This window comes from Erwinia wuhanensis (genome assembly GCF_030484085.1).
Taxonomy (GTDB): Bacteria; Pseudomonadota; Gammaproteobacteria; order Enterobacterales; family Enterobacteriaceae; genus Erwinia; species Erwinia aeris.
The window spans coordinates 229,725-245,293 of sequence record NZ_JAUJUH010000002.1 but is presented as its reverse complement, the minus strand read 5'-3'; the positions used below and the strand labels follow the sequence as shown (position 1 = coordinate 245,293).

The 15,569-nt window shown below is 54.4% G+C and carries 15 protein-coding genes; 9 read left to right on the top strand and 6 right to left on the bottom strand.

Translation table 11 applies throughout. The features are described from left to right. Nucleotides 1-550: 550 nt before the first annotated feature. A complete protein-coding gene (locus tag QZH36_RS05560) occupies nt 551-1,258 on the bottom strand; it encodes a phage antirepressor KilAC domain-containing protein (RefSeq protein WP_253454759.1) in 708 nt (235 codons plus the stop codon). A gap of 200 nt (nt 1,259-1,458) precedes the next feature. On the opposite strand from QZH36_RS05560, the gene QZH36_RS05555 reads away from it, so the two are divergent. After that, complete coding sequence (locus QZH36_RS05555; protein ID WP_301251245.1) at nt 1,459-2,571, top strand: PQQ-dependent sugar dehydrogenase; 1,113 nt, start codon at nt 1,459-1,461, stop codon at nt 2,569-2,571. Nucleotides 2,572-2,616: 45 nt separating this feature from the next. On the opposite strand, the gene QZH36_RS05550 is transcribed toward QZH36_RS05555, so the two are convergent. After that, nucleotides 2,617-3,273, bottom strand: coding sequence for an HAD family hydrolase (locus QZH36_RS05550; protein WP_301729921.1), 657 nt, complete (start codon nt 3,271-3,273; stop codon nt 2,617-2,619). 234 nt (nt 3,274-3,507) lie between these two features. Between QZH36_RS05550 and QZH36_RS05545 the strand changes: the two genes are divergently transcribed. Next, on the top strand, nt 3,508-4,710 hold the full coding sequence (locus QZH36_RS05545) for a serine hydrolase (RefSeq protein ID WP_253454758.1): 1,203 nt from the start codon (nt 3,508-3,510) through the stop codon (nt 4,708-4,710). A gap of 47 nt (nt 4,711-4,757) precedes the next feature. On the opposite strand, the gene QZH36_RS05540 is transcribed toward QZH36_RS05545, so the two are convergent. The 3 genes from QZH36_RS05540 to QZH36_RS05530 all read right to left on the bottom strand — a co-directional run bounded on the left by QZH36_RS05540 (nt 4,758) and on the right by QZH36_RS05530 (nt 9,194). Next, on the bottom strand, nt 4,758-6,017 hold the full coding sequence (locus tag QZH36_RS05540; protein WP_301251244.1) for an HAAAP family serine/threonine permease: 1,260 nt from the start codon (nt 6,015-6,017) through the stop codon (nt 4,758-4,760). Nucleotides 6,018-6,516: 499 nt separating this feature from the next. Beyond that, on the bottom strand, nt 6,517-7,122 hold the full coding sequence (ybjG, locus tag QZH36_RS05535; RefSeq protein WP_253461051.1) for an undecaprenyl-diphosphate phosphatase: 606 nt from the start codon (nt 7,120-7,122) through the stop codon (nt 6,517-6,519). Between the two features lie 386 nt (nt 7,123-7,508). Further along, on the bottom strand, nt 7,509-9,194 hold the full coding sequence (locus tag QZH36_RS05530; RefSeq protein ID WP_253454756.1) for an aspartate:alanine antiporter: 1,686 nt from the start codon (nt 9,192-9,194) through the stop codon (nt 7,509-7,511). A 263-nt stretch (nt 9,195-9,457) separates the two neighbouring features. Between QZH36_RS05530 and ybjM the strand changes: the two genes are divergently transcribed. Continuing rightward, entirely contained in the window at nt 9,458-9,826 is a 369-nt protein-coding gene (gene ybjM, locus QZH36_RS05525) for an inner membrane protein YbjM (protein WP_301729786.1), read from the top strand. 78 nt (nt 9,827-9,904) lie between these two features. On the opposite strand, the gene QZH36_RS05520 is transcribed toward ybjM, so the two are convergent. Beyond that, the gene (locus tag QZH36_RS05520) at nt 9,905-10,168 is read right to left on the bottom strand and encodes a GrxA family glutaredoxin (protein WP_125288765.1); all 264 of its coding nucleotides are present in this window, start codon (nt 10,166-10,168) and stop codon (nt 9,905-9,907) included. Nucleotides 10,169-10,354: 186 nt separating this feature from the next. Here QZH36_RS05520 and QZH36_RS05515 point away from each other — a divergent pair, with 186 nt between their 5' ends. The 6 genes from QZH36_RS05515 to potG all read left to right on the top strand — a co-directional run bounded on the left by QZH36_RS05515 (nt 10,355) and on the right by potG (nt 15,566). Next, the gene (locus QZH36_RS05515) at nt 10,355-10,639 is read left to right on the top strand and encodes a DUF1418 family protein (RefSeq protein WP_253454754.1); all 285 of its coding nucleotides are present in this window, start codon (nt 10,355-10,357) and stop codon (nt 10,637-10,639) included. Then, nucleotides 10,623-11,345 (top strand): oxygen-insensitive NADPH nitroreductase, encoded by a 723-nt coding sequence (nfsA, locus tag QZH36_RS05510; protein WP_253454753.1) that lies wholly within the window; start codon nt 10,623-10,625, stop codon nt 11,343-11,345. Before QZH36_RS05515 ends, nfsA begins: the two co-directional genes overlap by 17 nt. A 20-nt stretch (nt 11,346-11,365) precedes the next feature. After that, a complete protein-coding gene (gene rimK / locus QZH36_RS05505; RefSeq protein WP_253454752.1) occupies nt 11,366-12,268 on the top strand; it encodes a 30S ribosomal protein S6--L-glutamate ligase in 903 nt (300 codons plus the stop codon). Nucleotides 12,269-12,354: 86 nt separating this feature from the next. Next, the gene (locus QZH36_RS05500) at nt 12,355-12,834 is read left to right on the top strand and encodes a YbjN domain-containing protein (RefSeq protein ID WP_253454751.1); all 480 of its coding nucleotides are present in this window, start codon (nt 12,355-12,357) and stop codon (nt 12,832-12,834) included. A 396-nt stretch (nt 12,835-13,230) separates the two neighbouring features. Beyond that, nucleotides 13,231-14,340 carry a spermidine/putrescine ABC transporter substrate-binding protein PotF gene (gene potF, locus QZH36_RS05495; protein ID WP_301729785.1) on the top strand — a complete coding sequence of 370 codons (1,110 nt, stop codon included), beginning with the start codon at nt 13,231-13,233 and terminating at the stop codon, nt 14,338-14,340. A gap of 92 nt (nt 14,341-14,432) precedes the next feature. After that, entirely contained in the window at nt 14,433-15,566 is a 1,134-nt protein-coding gene (gene potG, locus QZH36_RS05490; protein ID WP_125288891.1) for a putrescine ABC transporter ATP-binding subunit PotG, read from the top strand. Nucleotides 15,567-15,569: the final 3 nt, after the last annotated feature.

The following is a 15,569-nucleotide window of genomic DNA, read 5'->3' as shown; positions in this document are numbered from 1 at the left end:
TGCCCAGAAAACAAGCAGATACAGCGCGCGTCAAAACGTGGCGGAAAGCAGGCATGGCGCTGAAAAGCGCTTAAAACCGAACGGAATATTCCAGATAAGCCTCCCCGCAAAAACAGACTTTTCTGAAGCCTGCAGCGCGTCACAAATCTTCAGGCGGGATGATTAACAGCGGTCAGCTACAACAGGCAACGAGTTTTATCCATATAACTAACTGCAGCCCGGTTTCAGGCAGGAAACTGTCAGGCGGAAGGGAGAGTCATAGCATAAACGATGGTTCTGAAAGCCGATTACCGGTACCGGGTTTAAGACAGGATATCAGATAGCATAACCGGCAATCAGGAGGGTTAGCCTCAGCATAAAAGACGGCTCTTAAAGCCGCCCAACTGTACCGTGTTCCAGGCGGAATAACCGACAAGCGGAAGGGATAGCCTCCGCATAAACAACGGTTCTGAAAGCGGGCGTGCTGCGGATTATTTTAGCCGGAACATCAGCCACCCGATCAGAGTGACAACACGCTATAACCCAGCCAGTCCATGGCCGATTACTGCTGTTATGCCGCTGCGCCTTTTGGCTGTGCAGCAAGATGCGCTGCCCACAGGTTAGTCACCCATTTCACGCCTTTAGCAGTAAAGCGAGCCTGTGAAAAGGCGTGCAGGTTCTCGCCTACGCTGGTGCGCACCGTAAAGTAGCCCGCCTGCACATGGTGCTGCTGCGGCATCAGCGTGCCGTTGGCGCGGTACATAATATTGCGTTCAAACAGGAACTGACGGAATTCAGGTTCTTTCACCTTCAGCATTTTGCAGAGCTGGCGAAAACCCAGCGAATCTTCCACCTGCACAAAGCGGTCAAAAAACTCCGCCTTTGGGGCGAAAAGGGCAAGCTGCTGCTCGGCTGCCTGGCGCTGTTCAAACTGTTCGGCCCAGGCCCGCGCCGCCGCTGCGGGATTGGTGAAATCCGGCAGGCGAGTACTTCTCTCGCGTTCCTGCCAGCTGTCCAGCGCCTGGGTGATAAACGCGGGCGCAAGACGCGCCACGGCCAGTAACGAATCGCGCTTGTTCAGGCAATACTCCTGACGCGTTTCGCCATCACGCTCGTAAACACCAATCGTCAGCGGTTGAGAAAGACGCTGGGTGGTTTCCAGCGTTTTGATCAGCCGTTTTACTTCGCCGTGCGGAATACCAGCTAACTGAGCGATTTCCCGGCTGCTCATCGTGACCGATTGATTCAGCGAGCTGAGGTTTTCTGTCGAAATCATCATAGGTTTTACCCCCAAGCTTTTCAAAAGACACCCGAGCGGGCAGTAGAAATATTATACAGTTGCCTGTTTAAATATCCAGTACTTTTTTTAAGCGATCGAGTTAATTGAATCTGCTATCAATTTTGAATTTTTGTAAAGGTAGCCCGCCTGAAAAGCATCTCCACTAGAGTTATTTCAGCCCCTTTATCTGGAGAAAAAGTATGTCCCGACTGCTGCAAACTTGCCTGCTGAGCGCCTCGCTTTTGACCATGGGAACGGCTGTGGCCGAAGAAGTTACCGTGACCGAACTCCAAAAAGGATTAGATCATCCCTGGGGCATCGCCTTCCTGCCGGAGGAGCAGGGATTACTGATCACCGAACGCGGCGGGCAGCTGCGCCTGTGGCAGCAGGGAAAGGGGCTGTCGGCGCCGCTGACAGGCGTCCCCAAGGTCTGGGCCGAACGACAGGGCGGCCTGCTGGATATCGCGCTGGCGCCTGATTTTGCGCAAAGCCGTCGGGTCTGGCTCAGCTATACGGAAGCAGATAAAGAGGGACGTGCCGGCGCGGTTGTAGGTTATGGCAGGCTGAATACAGCCCATACCGGGCTTGAGAGTTTTCGCGTTGTACTGCGTCAGGAACCGAAACTCTCAGGTGGCGCCAACTTAGGTTCACGGCTGGCTTTTGATGACAAAGGCTATCTCTACATCAGCTTTGGCGATAATTTCCAGGCCGCGACGGCGCAGGATCTTAAAACGCTTACCGGCAAAATTGTGCGGCTGAAAGCGGATGGCAGCGTGCCTGAAGATAATCCATTTGTGCAGCAAAAGGACGCACGGCCTGAAATCTGGACATACGGCATGCGCAATCCGCAGGGGCTGGCGCTGAATCCGACGACGCGGGAAATGTGGGAAAATGAGCACGGCCCGCGCGGCGGCGATGAGATTAATCTTCTGCGTAAGGGAGAAAACTACGGCTGGCCGCTGGCGACCTGGGGCATAGATTATGGCGGCGACAAAGTGCCCGGTTCTCAGGGCGGCGAAGCACCGAATACGGTTCAGCCGCAGCTTTACTGGAAGGTTTCGCCTGCGCTCAGCGGAATGGCGTTTTATCAGGGCGATCGCTTTCCGGCATGGAAAAACTCGCTCTTTATCGGCGCGCTGAAAGACAAAAGTCTTATCCATCTGACCGTGGACGGCGAAAAGGTGACGGAGCAAGCCCGCCTGCTTAAGGATCGCGGCGAGCGCATTCGGGACGTGCGCACCGGCCCTGACGGCTATTTGTACGTATTAACGGATGAAACAGACGGCAAACTGCTGCGCATTGCGCCGAAATAAAACCGGCCGAGGGGCCGGTTTACCAGGGAAAGCGAGGGCAGCCCGCTATTTTATCCAGCGGCACACTTCCCAGCCGCGCTGTAGCGCCAGCTGATAGAGCGGCTCCGCTGGATTAATAACGTGGGCGCGATCGGCACGTTCCAGCAGCGGCAGATCGTTAATGGAATCGCTATAGGCCCAGATTTGCGTAAACCGCGCGTCATCCTCTAGCGCCAGCCAGTCCGTCAGTCTGGCCGTCGCATCCCTGCCGTTATTGCCTACGCTGCAGGGGCGGCCGCTGTAGCGATCGTTGACGATCTCCACGCCGACAGCCAGCGCGCCATCTGCGCCAAGCTGCTGCGCGATAGGCGTCGCCAGATGGTCGCCGCCTGGCGACATCACCATCACTTTATCGCCACGCTGCTGGTGCCATGCCAGCTTTTCGCGCGCGGCAGGATAGAGGCGAGGCAGGATATCGCGCTGAATAAAGCGCCTGACCCAGCCGGCAACGGTAAGCGTACCCATGCCTGCCAGCGGCGTTAGCGTCGCCTGCATATACTCCTCTGCCGACAGCAGGCCCTCACGATAACGAGCCATTAGCGCTCTTTCCTGCTCTACCAGCACGGCCGGCGCATACCCTTGCGAAACCAGCCAGCGGCACCACAGGCTGGCGCTGTCTTCGCAAATAAGCGTTTCATCAAGATCGAACAGGGCTAAATCCATCATGTTGACTCCACCAAGAGACTGAATTCAGATTAGCGGAGTTTTGTGACGGACTTAACAGCCTGCTGCAAAATCAGACTAACGCCCCTGTGGCGCGGTGAGTTTCTCTAATAAATTTTAAAAAACTTTACTGAATCAAGGTTCTTTTTAGCGGCCATAAACGCTAGCGTAAAAGACCCTTCGCCCGTAAATGCGACAAGCTTTTATTTTTCATAAGGATAGCCAGAAACCGCCATGACCATGATGCGCCTCTCCGCCGGAATTCACGCTGCCACGCTCCCTGTTTTGTTGCTCGTGGCCTCTTTTAGCAGCCGCGCAGCGGAAGCCCCTGTGCCGCCACAGGTTGAGGCCAAAGCCTGGATCCTGATGGACTACCACAGCGGTAAGGTACTAACCGCATCCAATGCGGACGAGCGCCACGATCCGGCCAGCCTGACCAAAATCATGGCCAGCTATGTTATTGGACAGGCGATGAAAGCGGGAAAAATTCACGATGACGATCTGGTCACCATCGGCCAGGATGCCTGGGCTACCGGTAACCCTATACTGAAAGGCTCTTCGCTGATGTTTTTAAAGCCGGGCGATCGCATTCCCGTCGCCGAACTGAACAAAGGCGTGGTGATCCAGTCCGGCAACGATGCCAGCATTGCGCTGGCGGATTACGTGGCGGGAAGCCAGGACGCCTTTGTGGGGCTGATGAACAATTACGTCCAGGCGCTGGGGCTAAAAAACACGCATTTTAAAACCGTGCACGGGCTGGATGCAGACGGCCAGTACAGCACCGCCCGTGATATGGCGCTGCTTGGCCAGGCTTTGATCCGCGACGTGCCGGCGGAATACGCGCTGCATAAAGAGAAAGAATTCACGTTCAATAATATTAAACAGCACAATCGTAACCGTCTGCTGTGGAGCACAAATCTGCAGGTAGACGGCATCAAAACCGGCCATACCGCCGGAGCGGGAAACAACCTGGTCGCTTCAGCGACGCAAGGAGAACAGCGGCTGATCTCCGTGGTGCTGGGCGCAGCAACCGACGCCATACGCTTTCGCGAAAGCGAAAAACTGCTGACGTGGGGTTTCCGTTTTTATGAAACTATCACGCCGATAAAAGCCGACAAACCCTTTGCTTCGCAGCGGGTCTGGTTCGGTGATCGGAAAGAGGTGCGTTTGGGCGTGGCGGAAGATGCAGCGATAACCTTGCCAAAAGATCGGGCAAAGGAGCTGAAAGCGAGCTTTACGCTCAACGAGCCGCAGCTGACGGCGCCGTTAAAGAAAAATCAGATCGTCGGCACCATTGATTTTCAGCTGAACGGTAAAACTATTGAGCAGCGTCCGCTGGTGGCGATGGATGAGGTGAAAGAGGGGGGCGTGTTTAGCCGGATGTGGGACTTTGTGCTGATGAAGCTGCAAGGCTGGTTCGGCAAATGGTTAGGCTAAGCGCTTAATATCGACATGCTACGGCGCCATCCGTGGCGCATCCTTGGTCAGAACAGGTCGTAAGCGATAGCCGAAATGGCGATCAGGCCTGTCAGCACCACAAATACGTTGCTGATTTTCCCGCTGTACTGGCGCATCGACGGCACCTTGTTAATCGCGTACATCGGCATCAGGAAAAGCAGCACGGCAATCACAGGCCCGCCCAGCGTTTCAATCATCCCCAGAATGCTGGGGTTTTTGGTTGCTACCAGCCAGGTGGTCAGAAACATAAAGACTGCCGTTATCCGGTTCAGTTTGTTTTCCGCCGGCGGCTGGCGGAAAGTCCTGGCGATCAGGCCGTTAAAGCCTTCGCGCGCGCCCAGATAGTGGCCCAGAAACGATTTGGTGATAGCGACCATCGCGATCAGCGGCGCAAGCCAGCCCATCAGCGGGGTATTAAAATGGTTAGCCAGATAAGAAAGAATAGAGATGTTCTGCTCTTTCGCTTCCGCCAGGTTTTCCGGCGACAGGCTAAGCACACAGCTGAAGACGAAAAACATCACCGTCACTACCATCATCAGATGACTGCGGGCCAGAATGCGCGCGCACTTTTTTGCCGCGTTATCGCCATATTCCTGACGCTTTGCTACCGCAAAAGCCGAAATAATCGGTGAATGATTAAAAGAAAACACCATGACCGGGATAGCCAGCCAGAGCGTCATCCACAGGCCCTTGCTGCTGCCTTCCGCATGATGAAAAATCGTGCTGTTCCAGTGTGGGATCAAAAATAGCGCCAGCGCCATCAGCACCAGGACAAAAGGATAAACCAGCACACTCATGGTTTTAACGATGGTCTCTTTGCCGAAGCGCACGATTGCCATCAAACCTGCAATCAAAATCAGCGACAGCAGCGCTCTGGGCGGCGGCGACAAATGAAGCTGATGGGTGATAAAGCTCTCGACGGTGTTGGTGATAGCCACGCTATAAACCAGCAGGATAGGATAGATAGCAAAGAAATAGAGCAGGGTAAGCAGCGTGCCCGCGCCCGCGCCGAAATGTTCTTCCACCACGCCGGTAATATCCCGATCGCCGCGTCCGGAGAGTACAAAGCGACAGAGACCGCGATGAGCGAAAAAAGTCATAGGAAAAGCGAGAGCCGCCATAATAAGCAGAGGAATCAGCCCGCCGATACCGGCATTGATCGGTAAAAACAGCACGCCAGCGCCGATAGCCGTGCCGTACAGGCCGAGCATCCACGTGGTGTCGCTTTTGCGCCACTCTGTCGACGCGTCCGTTGACGGCAGCGTAGCCGTTTTAGTGGATTCCATTGACAATCTCCCGGTTGAAAATAGTGAGCTAAATAACCTGAACGTAAAGCAGGAAAACGGCGCTCGTCAGCGTAATTAACTACTCTGGCTGAGGCGAGCAACACTCTACCACCAGAAAAAGAAGAAGAAAGGGAAAATTAGAAGGCACAGATCTCAGATAAAGGGATTACTTTGCGTATTTATAGCGCGATCGTCTGAATGGAAAGGTGAGCACCATAAGAAGTGCTGAGTGGAAGCGGTTACTATAGTCATTAAAACTAAATCTGGCCGCTGCGCGATTGGTTAAATAATGCTCTCTCACGAGCATTTACAGTATTTATGAGTTTTATATAAATAAATCAATAACTTAAAAATTAATCTTCAATGCGTAGGGTTAATTTTATTCATTTGCGCAACGGACGAATAAAAGGCGTTTATTATTTCGGCCTGTTGCGCAATATTGTGTCGATAATGTAAGCCGTTGCTTCGGCCTGATTATTACACTTAACCTGGCAAAGTATTATTCACGCACCCAGCCTTTGCGAATAGGGAAAGCAAACAAGAGTCGGTAAAGCGAAGAAATATTATGCAATAAGCGACGGCCGCAAAAATGCCACGTAACCTGCGCCACCAGGCAGGAAAGCATCCCCAACAGCAGGCCGCCCAGCATATCCATTGGCCAGTGAACGCCCAGGAAGATGCGTGACCAGGCAATTGCCAGGCCGGCCGCCAGCAGCACTACACCTGACCAGGCGCGATGCCAGCAGAAAAAGGCGATGGCAAAAGTGAAAATAATGGTGCCGTGATTGCTGGGATAGGATTCCGTCGCGTCGTGCGCAAGAAACTGATGGCCCAGCCCGATAACAAAGGGGCGTGGATGAGGATACAGGCTGCCAATCAGCCAGGATACGGTTAAGGCGCAGGCCAAAGCGATAGCGGTTTTCAGGACCAGCCGGCGCTGCGAGCCAACCTGACTTCTCGGCCCCCACAGCCACAGCGCGACAATAAGTACGGGCACAATGGTGATCAGATCGCGAGCCACCAGGGTAGCCAGCGATATCAACCAGGCGGGCGTGTCGGGCGTGGCGTTAATCCAGAGAAACAGCGACCGGTTTAGCGCTTCCAGCATGGTTATTTCCTCATCTCGTTCAGCGGTACCTGACGTACCTGAAAGTAAAAACGGGCCGGTGACGGCCTTAAAGTGTCGCAATCTGCTCAGAGGTTTGCGCGGCGGCCAGCCCGTCACGGCATCCCTGAAGGCAGCCGCATAAGGTAGAAGCGGCCCAATAAAAGTTAAATAGGCTCGCTCTTAATTCCGTTAGCGGTTGTGGTTTCGTTAAGGATTGAGGACAGAAAAAGGGGAACGGGCAGGAAACAGCGGAAAACAAAAAGAAAAAAACCCGTCAATCATAAGATTAACGGGCTCCACAATCTGGGGATTTCAAAGAAAAGCAGTGGCATTAATTATGACTGCGGGCACCAGCAAAAGTTCGCAAACAATCGGAAATTATTTTAGCCACCCATCATTGGCCAGATCAGCACGATTAACGTTCCGGCCAGCGTGAGCAGGACGTTAGCGATAGCGTAAGTTCCCGCATAGCCGAGGGCCGGAATATTGCTGCGGGCCGTGTCGCTGATAATTTCCATGGCTGGCGCGCAGGTGCGAGCGCCCATAATGGCGCCAAACAGCAAGGCGCGGTTCATTTTCAGTACCCAGGCGCCAAAAACAAAGCTGATCACCACCGGCAGCAGGCTGACCGTCAGGCCGGCCGCCAGCATCAGCAGACCGGTATCGCCCATGCCGTGCGAAAGACCGCTGCCCGCGCTTAATCCTACGCCGGCCATAAATACCATCAGGCCAAACTCTTTCACCATCGTTAAGGCGCCCTGCGGGATATAACCAAAGGTCGGATGGTTCGCCCGCAGAAAGCCCAGCATGATCCCGGCGAACAGCAGGCCAGCCGCGTTGCCCACGCTAAAGCTGAAGCGGCTGAACTGAAAGGTGACCATGCCCACCATCAGCCCGATAATAAAGAAGGCGCAAAAGGCCAGCAGATCGGTAACCTGGCTGTGAATAGAAATAAAGCCGATTTTGTCAGCCACCGATTTCACCCGCCGCGCTTCACCGCTGATTTGCAGCACGTCGCCTTTGTTTAAAATAATGCTGTCATCAATAGGCATTTCAATCTGGCTACGGATCACGCGGTTCAGAAAGCAGCCGTGATCCGTCAGCTTGAGCTGGCTGAGCCTTCTGTTCACGGCGTTATTGTTTTTGACCACGATCTCTTCGGTGATGATGCGCATATCCAACAGATCGCGATCGAACACCTCTTTGCCGTTGCGGAAGCTGGGGTCGAGACGGGAATGCGCATCCGGGTAGCCCACTAATGAAATCTCGTCTCCCTGCTGCAGGACGGCATCGCCGTCAGGATTGGCAAGAATGCCGTTGCGGCGGATACGCTCTATATAGCAGCCGGTTTGCCGATAGATGCCCAGCTCGCGCAGGTTCTTACCGTCAATCCAGGCGACCAGCTCCGGCCCTACGCGATAGGCGCGGATCACCGGCAGGTAAACCTTGCGCTGTTCGGCATCCAGGCCACGCTCACGGGCAATCTGCTGCGCGCTGGTCGGCAGATCCTGGTGCTGAAGCCGGGGAAGATAGCGTGCGCCGAAAATCAGGCTGACCAGCCCGACCAGGTAGGTCAGCGCATAGCCCAGGCTGAGGTTGTTCTGCGCCTGGCTCAGCATCGCACCGCTGGGATAGGTATGGCGCAGCGTGTCGCCAGCCCCCACTAATACCGGCGTGGACGTCATGGAGCCTGCCAGCATACCGGCGGTCAGACCGATATCCCAGCCAAAGAGTTTGCCCAGCCCCAGCGCAATCAGCACCGCGCTGGAAACCATGACCAGCGCCAGCATCAGATAATTTTTGCCGTCGCGGAAGAAAATAGAGAAAAAATTCGGCCCGGCTTCCACACCCACACAAAAAATAAATAACATAAAACCGAGATTAAGGGCGTTGGGATTCATCGTAAAATGCTGCTGGCCAAGCAGAAGAGAAACAACTAAAACGCCAATAGAATTACCCAGTTGGACTGAACCCAGGCGTAATTTACCCAGACAGAGCCCGAGCGCCAGTACGACGAATAATAACAGAATGTCATTTCCACTTAACAAATCTGCGACGTTTATATTCACGGTTTAACTTCTTGTTTACTAGTAACATGTTGAATTAAAGGGTGTTTTACGCTAAATTTATTGCACTGCCATCAGAGCAGCGGCAACATTCAGGAATTTCCGCGAATTACAGCCCAGAGCCAAATAAAACGGTCGTCATTTTAATCGCTTCACGCTTTTTCAGCCAGTAAAAGCCATGGCTTTTGTTTATTTAGAACAGGGAAAATCAGTCCGGCGTCATTCCGGCCAGGTGATAACATCAATTACCGAGAGAAGATCCTATTATGTTTAAGGGTATGTCCTGGACAAGCGTAGCGTTTAGTTTTGTTCTCTACAGCGTCGTTTTTCTGGCGGTACGTTACGGTATGGTCATAGAGGGGACGGCCTGGGCACAGGCGAGGCCGGGCCTGTTGATGTTTACTCTGCCGGGCGCTATCGCGGCGCTGACCTCAAAAGAGCACCCGCTGACGATAGCGTTATTGGGCGCTTTACTGGCTACGCCGCTTTGCCTGATTTTTCTGCACTACTATTCGCTGCACTATCACGCACCGTTGCAGGAGCTGGCTTTTGATACCAGCGCGATATTCTGGTGCGGTTCCGGCGCGCTGGCCGTTATGCTCTGCCGCACGCTGTTCTGGCATTCGCACAGCTAAGCGCGGCAGGCAAAAAAAAGAGGGCCGCATGGCGGCCCTCTTTTTTATCATCCCAACAAAAGTCAGGAACAGAAAGTCTTACTGGAACAGGCCCAGGTTTTCTTTGGCATAGGCTTCAAAATCGGTGCAGCCGCCAATGTGAGTCTGGTCGAGGAAAATCTGCGGTACGGTTTCCACCGGTTTGCCCACGGTTTTTTCCAGATCGGCTTTGGTGATGCCTTCAGCGTGGATGTCCACGTAGCGGAAGTTAAAATCTTCACGCTCTTCGGTCAGTTTTTCAGCCAGTTCTTTAGCGCGGACACAATAAGGACAGCCAGGACGTCCAAAAATTACGGCAAACATAGGGTTCTCCTCAAAGGTCAGATTTAGTGTGATGTACATCACAACTTATCATGTAATGGCGCTTATCATGCCCACTTCCGCAGGTGAAAGAAAGAAGGAATTACCTGTCGTTTCGATTCGTTTCATCTATATAGAGATAAACCGGTTACGCTGTATGAACGCTTAACACCCAGAGACGGAGGCGGTATGGGCGGTTTAACCTTCAGTAACATGCCTAAACCAGTGCTGATTGCCGAGGCGCTGGGCGGAATTATCCTGCTGCTCTCTTACTTAGCGCTGCATCAGGTGCTACCCTTGCCTGCATCTTTTTCCGGAGCCTTTGCTGCCACGATCCTGCTTATCGTTGGCCTTATGATGATGCTGCCCGCCGCCATTGTGATGATGTGGCGTACGGCGAAAGCAATGGCGCCGGAGCTGTTTAACTTGTCTGAAAAATCCTCACCAGGAGAGAAGCATGACGCCGACCATTGAGCTACTTTGCTCCCACCGTTCTATCCGATCTTTTACTGACCAGCCCATCGGCGAGGCTGAACGAGCGGCGATTATCGCGGCCGCGCAGGCGGCTTCCAGCTCCAGCTTTTTGCAGTGCTCTTCCATTATCCGCATCACCGACAAAGCGGTGCGTGAGAAGCTGGTCGAGCTGACCGGCGGACAAAAATATGTTGGCCAGGCCGCCGAGTTTTGGGTTTTTTGCGCCGATTTTAACCGTCATCAGCAGATCTGTCCGGAAGCGCAGCTGGGCCTGGCGGAGCAGCTGCTGCTGGGCTGCGTGGATACCGCGCTGATGGGGCAAAACGCGCTGGTGGCCGCAGAATCGCTGGGGCTGGGCGGCGTTTATATCGGCGGCATCCGTAACAGCATCGCCGAAGTCACCGAGCTGCTGGGCCTGCCGAAGTTCGTGCTGCCGCTGTTTGGGCTGTGCCTGGGCTGGCCTGAGCAGATCCCGCAGTTAAAACCCCGCATGCCGGCCGCTATGCTGGTTCACGAGAATCGCTATCAGCCGATCGACCCGGACACGCTGGCCGCTTATGACGCCCAGCACGAGGCGTATTATCTGACGCGTGAAAGCAACGCGCGGCGTGAAAGCTGGAGCGAACATATCCAGAAAACCATTATCAAAGAAAGTCGTCCGTTTATGCTGGATTATCTGCATAAGCAGGGATGGGCAACCCGTTAAAACCCTTTCGGAGAAATCGGGTGAAAATAGCGATTCTTTCCCGGGACGGCTCGCTCTATTCCTGCAAGCGGCTGCTGGCAGCCGCCCAGCTACGCGGTCACAGCGTTGAAGTTATCGATCCGCTGTCCTGCTATATGAATATCAATCCCGGATCGTCGGCCATTCATTACCAGGGCAGGCAGCTGAGCCATTATGATGCGGTTATCCCGCGTATTGGACCGGCTATTACCTTTTACGGCACGGCCGTTTTGCGGCAGTTTGAGGTTTGCGGCAGCTATCCGCTTAACGAATCGGTCGCTATCACCCGCGCGCGTGACAAGCTGCGTTCTTTGCAGCTGCTTGCCAGGGAAGGCATTCCCATGCCGATTACGGGCTTTGCGCATTCGCCGGACGATACCAGCGATCTGATCGAGATGGTGGGTGGCGCGCCGCTGGTCGTCAAGCTGGTGGAGGGCACGCAGGGCATCGGCGTGGTGCTGGCGGAGACGCGTCAGGCGGCCGAAAGCGTGATTGACGCCTTCCGCGGCCTTAACGCGCATATTCTGGTGCAGGAATTTATCAAGGAAGCCAGAGGCAAGGATATCCGCTGCCTGGTGATCGGCGGCAGGGTAGTGGCGGCTATTGAGCGGCAGGCCAAAGAAGGCGAGTTCCGCTCGAACCTGCATCGCGGCGGCAAAGCGCGCAGGGTGGAGATCACCGACAGCGAGCGGGAGATTGCCGTGCACGCGGCGGCGACGCTGGGTCTGGACGTGGCGGGCGTGGATATTTTACGCGCCGAGCGCGGGCCGCTGGTGATGGAGGTTAATGCCTCACCGGGTCTGGAAGGCATCGAAAAGACCACGGGGAGGGATATCGCCACGCAGATGATCGCCTGGATTGAGCAGCAGGCGAAGCCTGGTTTCTGTCTGAAAACCGGCGGTTGACCTGATATTTACTACACAGTCGTGGTGTTCAGGGGCTTTTTTACGTAAGCTAGGGCGCAATTTTAAGGCAGTAAGAGACCAATTACATGGATTCACTCGTCGTTCCCGATATCGAGCTTTTACGACGTTGGCTGGATCAGCAGAGCATCACCTGGTTTGAGTGCGATTCCTGTCAGGCGCTTCACCTGCCGCATATGCAGAATTTCGACGGGGTGTTTGATGCCAAGCTGGATCTGGTGGACAACGTTATTCTGTTTTCCGCGCTGGCGGAAGTCAAACCCACCGCACTGATCCCGCTGGTGGGCGATCTGTCACAGATCAACGCCAGTTCACTGACGGTGAAAGCTTTCGTTGATATTCAGGATGATAATCTGCCCAAGCTGATTGTCTGCCAGTCGCTTACCATCACGGCTGGCCTGACCTATGGGCAGTTCGTGCATTTTATGAAGCAGAGTGAAGAGCAGATCTCAATGGTAGTGATGGAAGCCTTTGCCAATCATCTGCTGATGATGAGCGAAGAGGAAGATCGCGGCGAAATCATCGCTTCACACTCTATGCTGCACTGATTTTCAGTCACTATTTCAGGGCCTGGCGGCCCTGACGGACGCATATCTCCCTGTTTAAGGCCGCATCCGGCCGTTTCCTTCATTTTTCCCCCGCGCTTTTCCCGCTTTTATGCTGGCTCAGGGCCGTTTTTCCCCTATTTTCTGCGCCGTTTTCCCGCTCCCGGCTCGCTTGCATAGAGTAAAACCAGGCGAATATCGATAAAAGGCGTTTTTTGCGCCCGGCTCTGGTCTGGCCTGCATTGTGGGACTATCCTTGCGAAACTGCATTTTGTGTGCAAGGTCGCAGCAGGTATAGGTTTTTTCTATTTAACAGCGCGGCGGCTAATCCTTACAGTAAGCGAAACGCCGTTGGCCCGCTTTTAGCCGTAATTATCTCTGTTCAGGAGGATGGAAAACATGTTCAACCAGCGTAAAAAATGGTTGTCAGGCTTGGTTGCTGGCATGGTGATGGCGGTTTCAGCTGGCGCCACGGCGGCGGATAAGACGCTGCACGTCTATAACTGGTCCGACTATATTGCGCCCAATACCGTGCCTGATTTTGAGAAGCAGAGCGGCATTAAAGTCGTCTATGACGTGTTCGACTCCAACGAGGTGCTGGAAGGCAAGCTGATGGCCGGCAGCACCGGCTACGATATCGTGGTGCCATCCTCCAGTTTTCTGGCTCGCCAGCTACAGTCCGGCGTCTTTCAGCCGCTGGATAAGAGCAAGCTGCCAAATTATAAAAACCTCGATCCTGATTTGCTGAAAAAGGTTGAGCAGCACGATCCGGGCAACAAATACGCCATTCCCTACCTTTGGGCCACCACCGGCATTGGTTATAACGTCGATAAGGTGAAAGCCGCACTGGGCAAAGATGCGCCGGTTAACAGCTGGGATCTGGTGCTGAAGCCGGAGAATCTGGAAAAACTCAAAAGCTGCGGCGTCTCTTTCCTGGACGCCCCGGAAGAGATTTTTGCTACCGTTCTGAACTACCTGGGCAAAGATCCTAAAAGCAGTGATGCCAAAGATTATTCCGGCGCGGCGACCGATCTGCTGCTGAAGCTGCGTCCGAGCATCCGCTACTTCCACTCTTCGCAGTACATTAACGATCTGGCGAACGGCAATACCTGCGTGGCTATCGGCTGGGCGGGCGACGTGCTGCAGGCGAAGAATCGCGCTGCCGCCGCGAAAAACGGCGTGAACATCGCCTATAGCATTCCAAAAGAGGGCGCGCTGGCGTTCTTCGATATGCTGGCCATTCCTAAAGATGCGAAGAACATGGATGAGGCTTATCAGTTCCTGAACTATCTGATGGAGCCAGCCGTGATGGCGAATATCTCCAACAAGATTTTTTACGCCAGCGGCAATAAAGCGTCGGTGCCGTTAGTGGAGGCCAGCGTACGCGACAATCCGGGCATCTATCCCAACGCCGAGACGATGGCTAAATTGTTTGTGCTGAAAGTCCAGGATCCGAAACTCGATCGTGTGCGCACGCGGGCATGGACTAAAGTTAAAAGTGGCAAGTAGCTGAAGCCTCACTGAGTTATCACAGAGGCGACCCCGCCTCTGTTTTCTTTTTATACGGCATGACCGTTTAAAAGCGCCGGAGTGTAATGGAAGTGAACGACGCGATCCCTCGTCCGCAAAAAAAAGTCAGCAGGGCGGTTACGCCGCTGCTGGAAATTCGCAATCTGACCAAGTCCTTTGACGGACAGCACGCGGTTGACGACGTCAATCTGACAATTTACAAAGGTGAGATCTTCGCGCTGCTGGGCGCTTCCGGCTGCGGCAAATCCACGCTGCTGCGGATGCTGGCCGGGTTTGAAGCGCCTACCTCCGGGCAGATTATGCTGGATGGCCAGGATCTCTCCCACGTGCCGCCCTATCAACGCCCGGTCAATATGATGTTTCAGTCCTATGCGCTTTTTCCGCATATGACGGTGGAGCAAAATATCGCCTTCGGCCTGAAACAGGATCGGCTGCCCAAGGCTGAGATCGCCGAGCGCGTCAGTGAGATGCTGGCGCTGGTGCATATGCAGGAGTATGCAAAGCGCAAGCCGCACCAGCTTTCCGGCGGACAACGGCAGCGCGTGGCGCTGGCCCGCAGCCTGGCTAAACGCCCTAAGCTGCTGCTGCTGGACGAGCCGATGGGCGCGCTGGATAAAAAACTCCGTGACCGGATGCAGCTGGAGGTGGTGGACATTCTGGAGCGCGTTGGCGCGACCTGCGTGATGGTTACTCACGATCAGGAAGAAGCGATGACGATGGCCGGACGTATCGCCATTATGAATCGCGGCAAGTTTGTGCAGATCGGCGAGCCGGAAGAGATCTACGAGCATCCCACGACGCGCTACAGCGCCGAGTTTATCGGTTCAGCAAATATTTTTCAGGGAATGCTGCGCGAGCGCCAGCCAGACGGCCTGATTATCGACAGTCCAGGCCTGATCCATCCGCTGAAGGTTGATTCCGACGCATCCATTGTGGACGGCGTGCCTGTACACGTGGCGCTGCGCCCGGAAAAAGTCATGCTGAGCGATGAAGTGCCCGCCGATGGCTGTAACTTTGCCGTGGGCGAAGTGGTGTATATTGCCTATCTGGGCGATCTCTCCATCTACCATGTGCGCCTGCACAGCGGCCAGATGATCAGCGCGCAGTTGCAGAATGGCTATCGCTTCCGTAAAGGGGCACCGACCTGGGGAGACGAAGTCCGCCTCTGCTGGGATACGGATAGCTGCGTCGTGCTGACGCAATAAGGG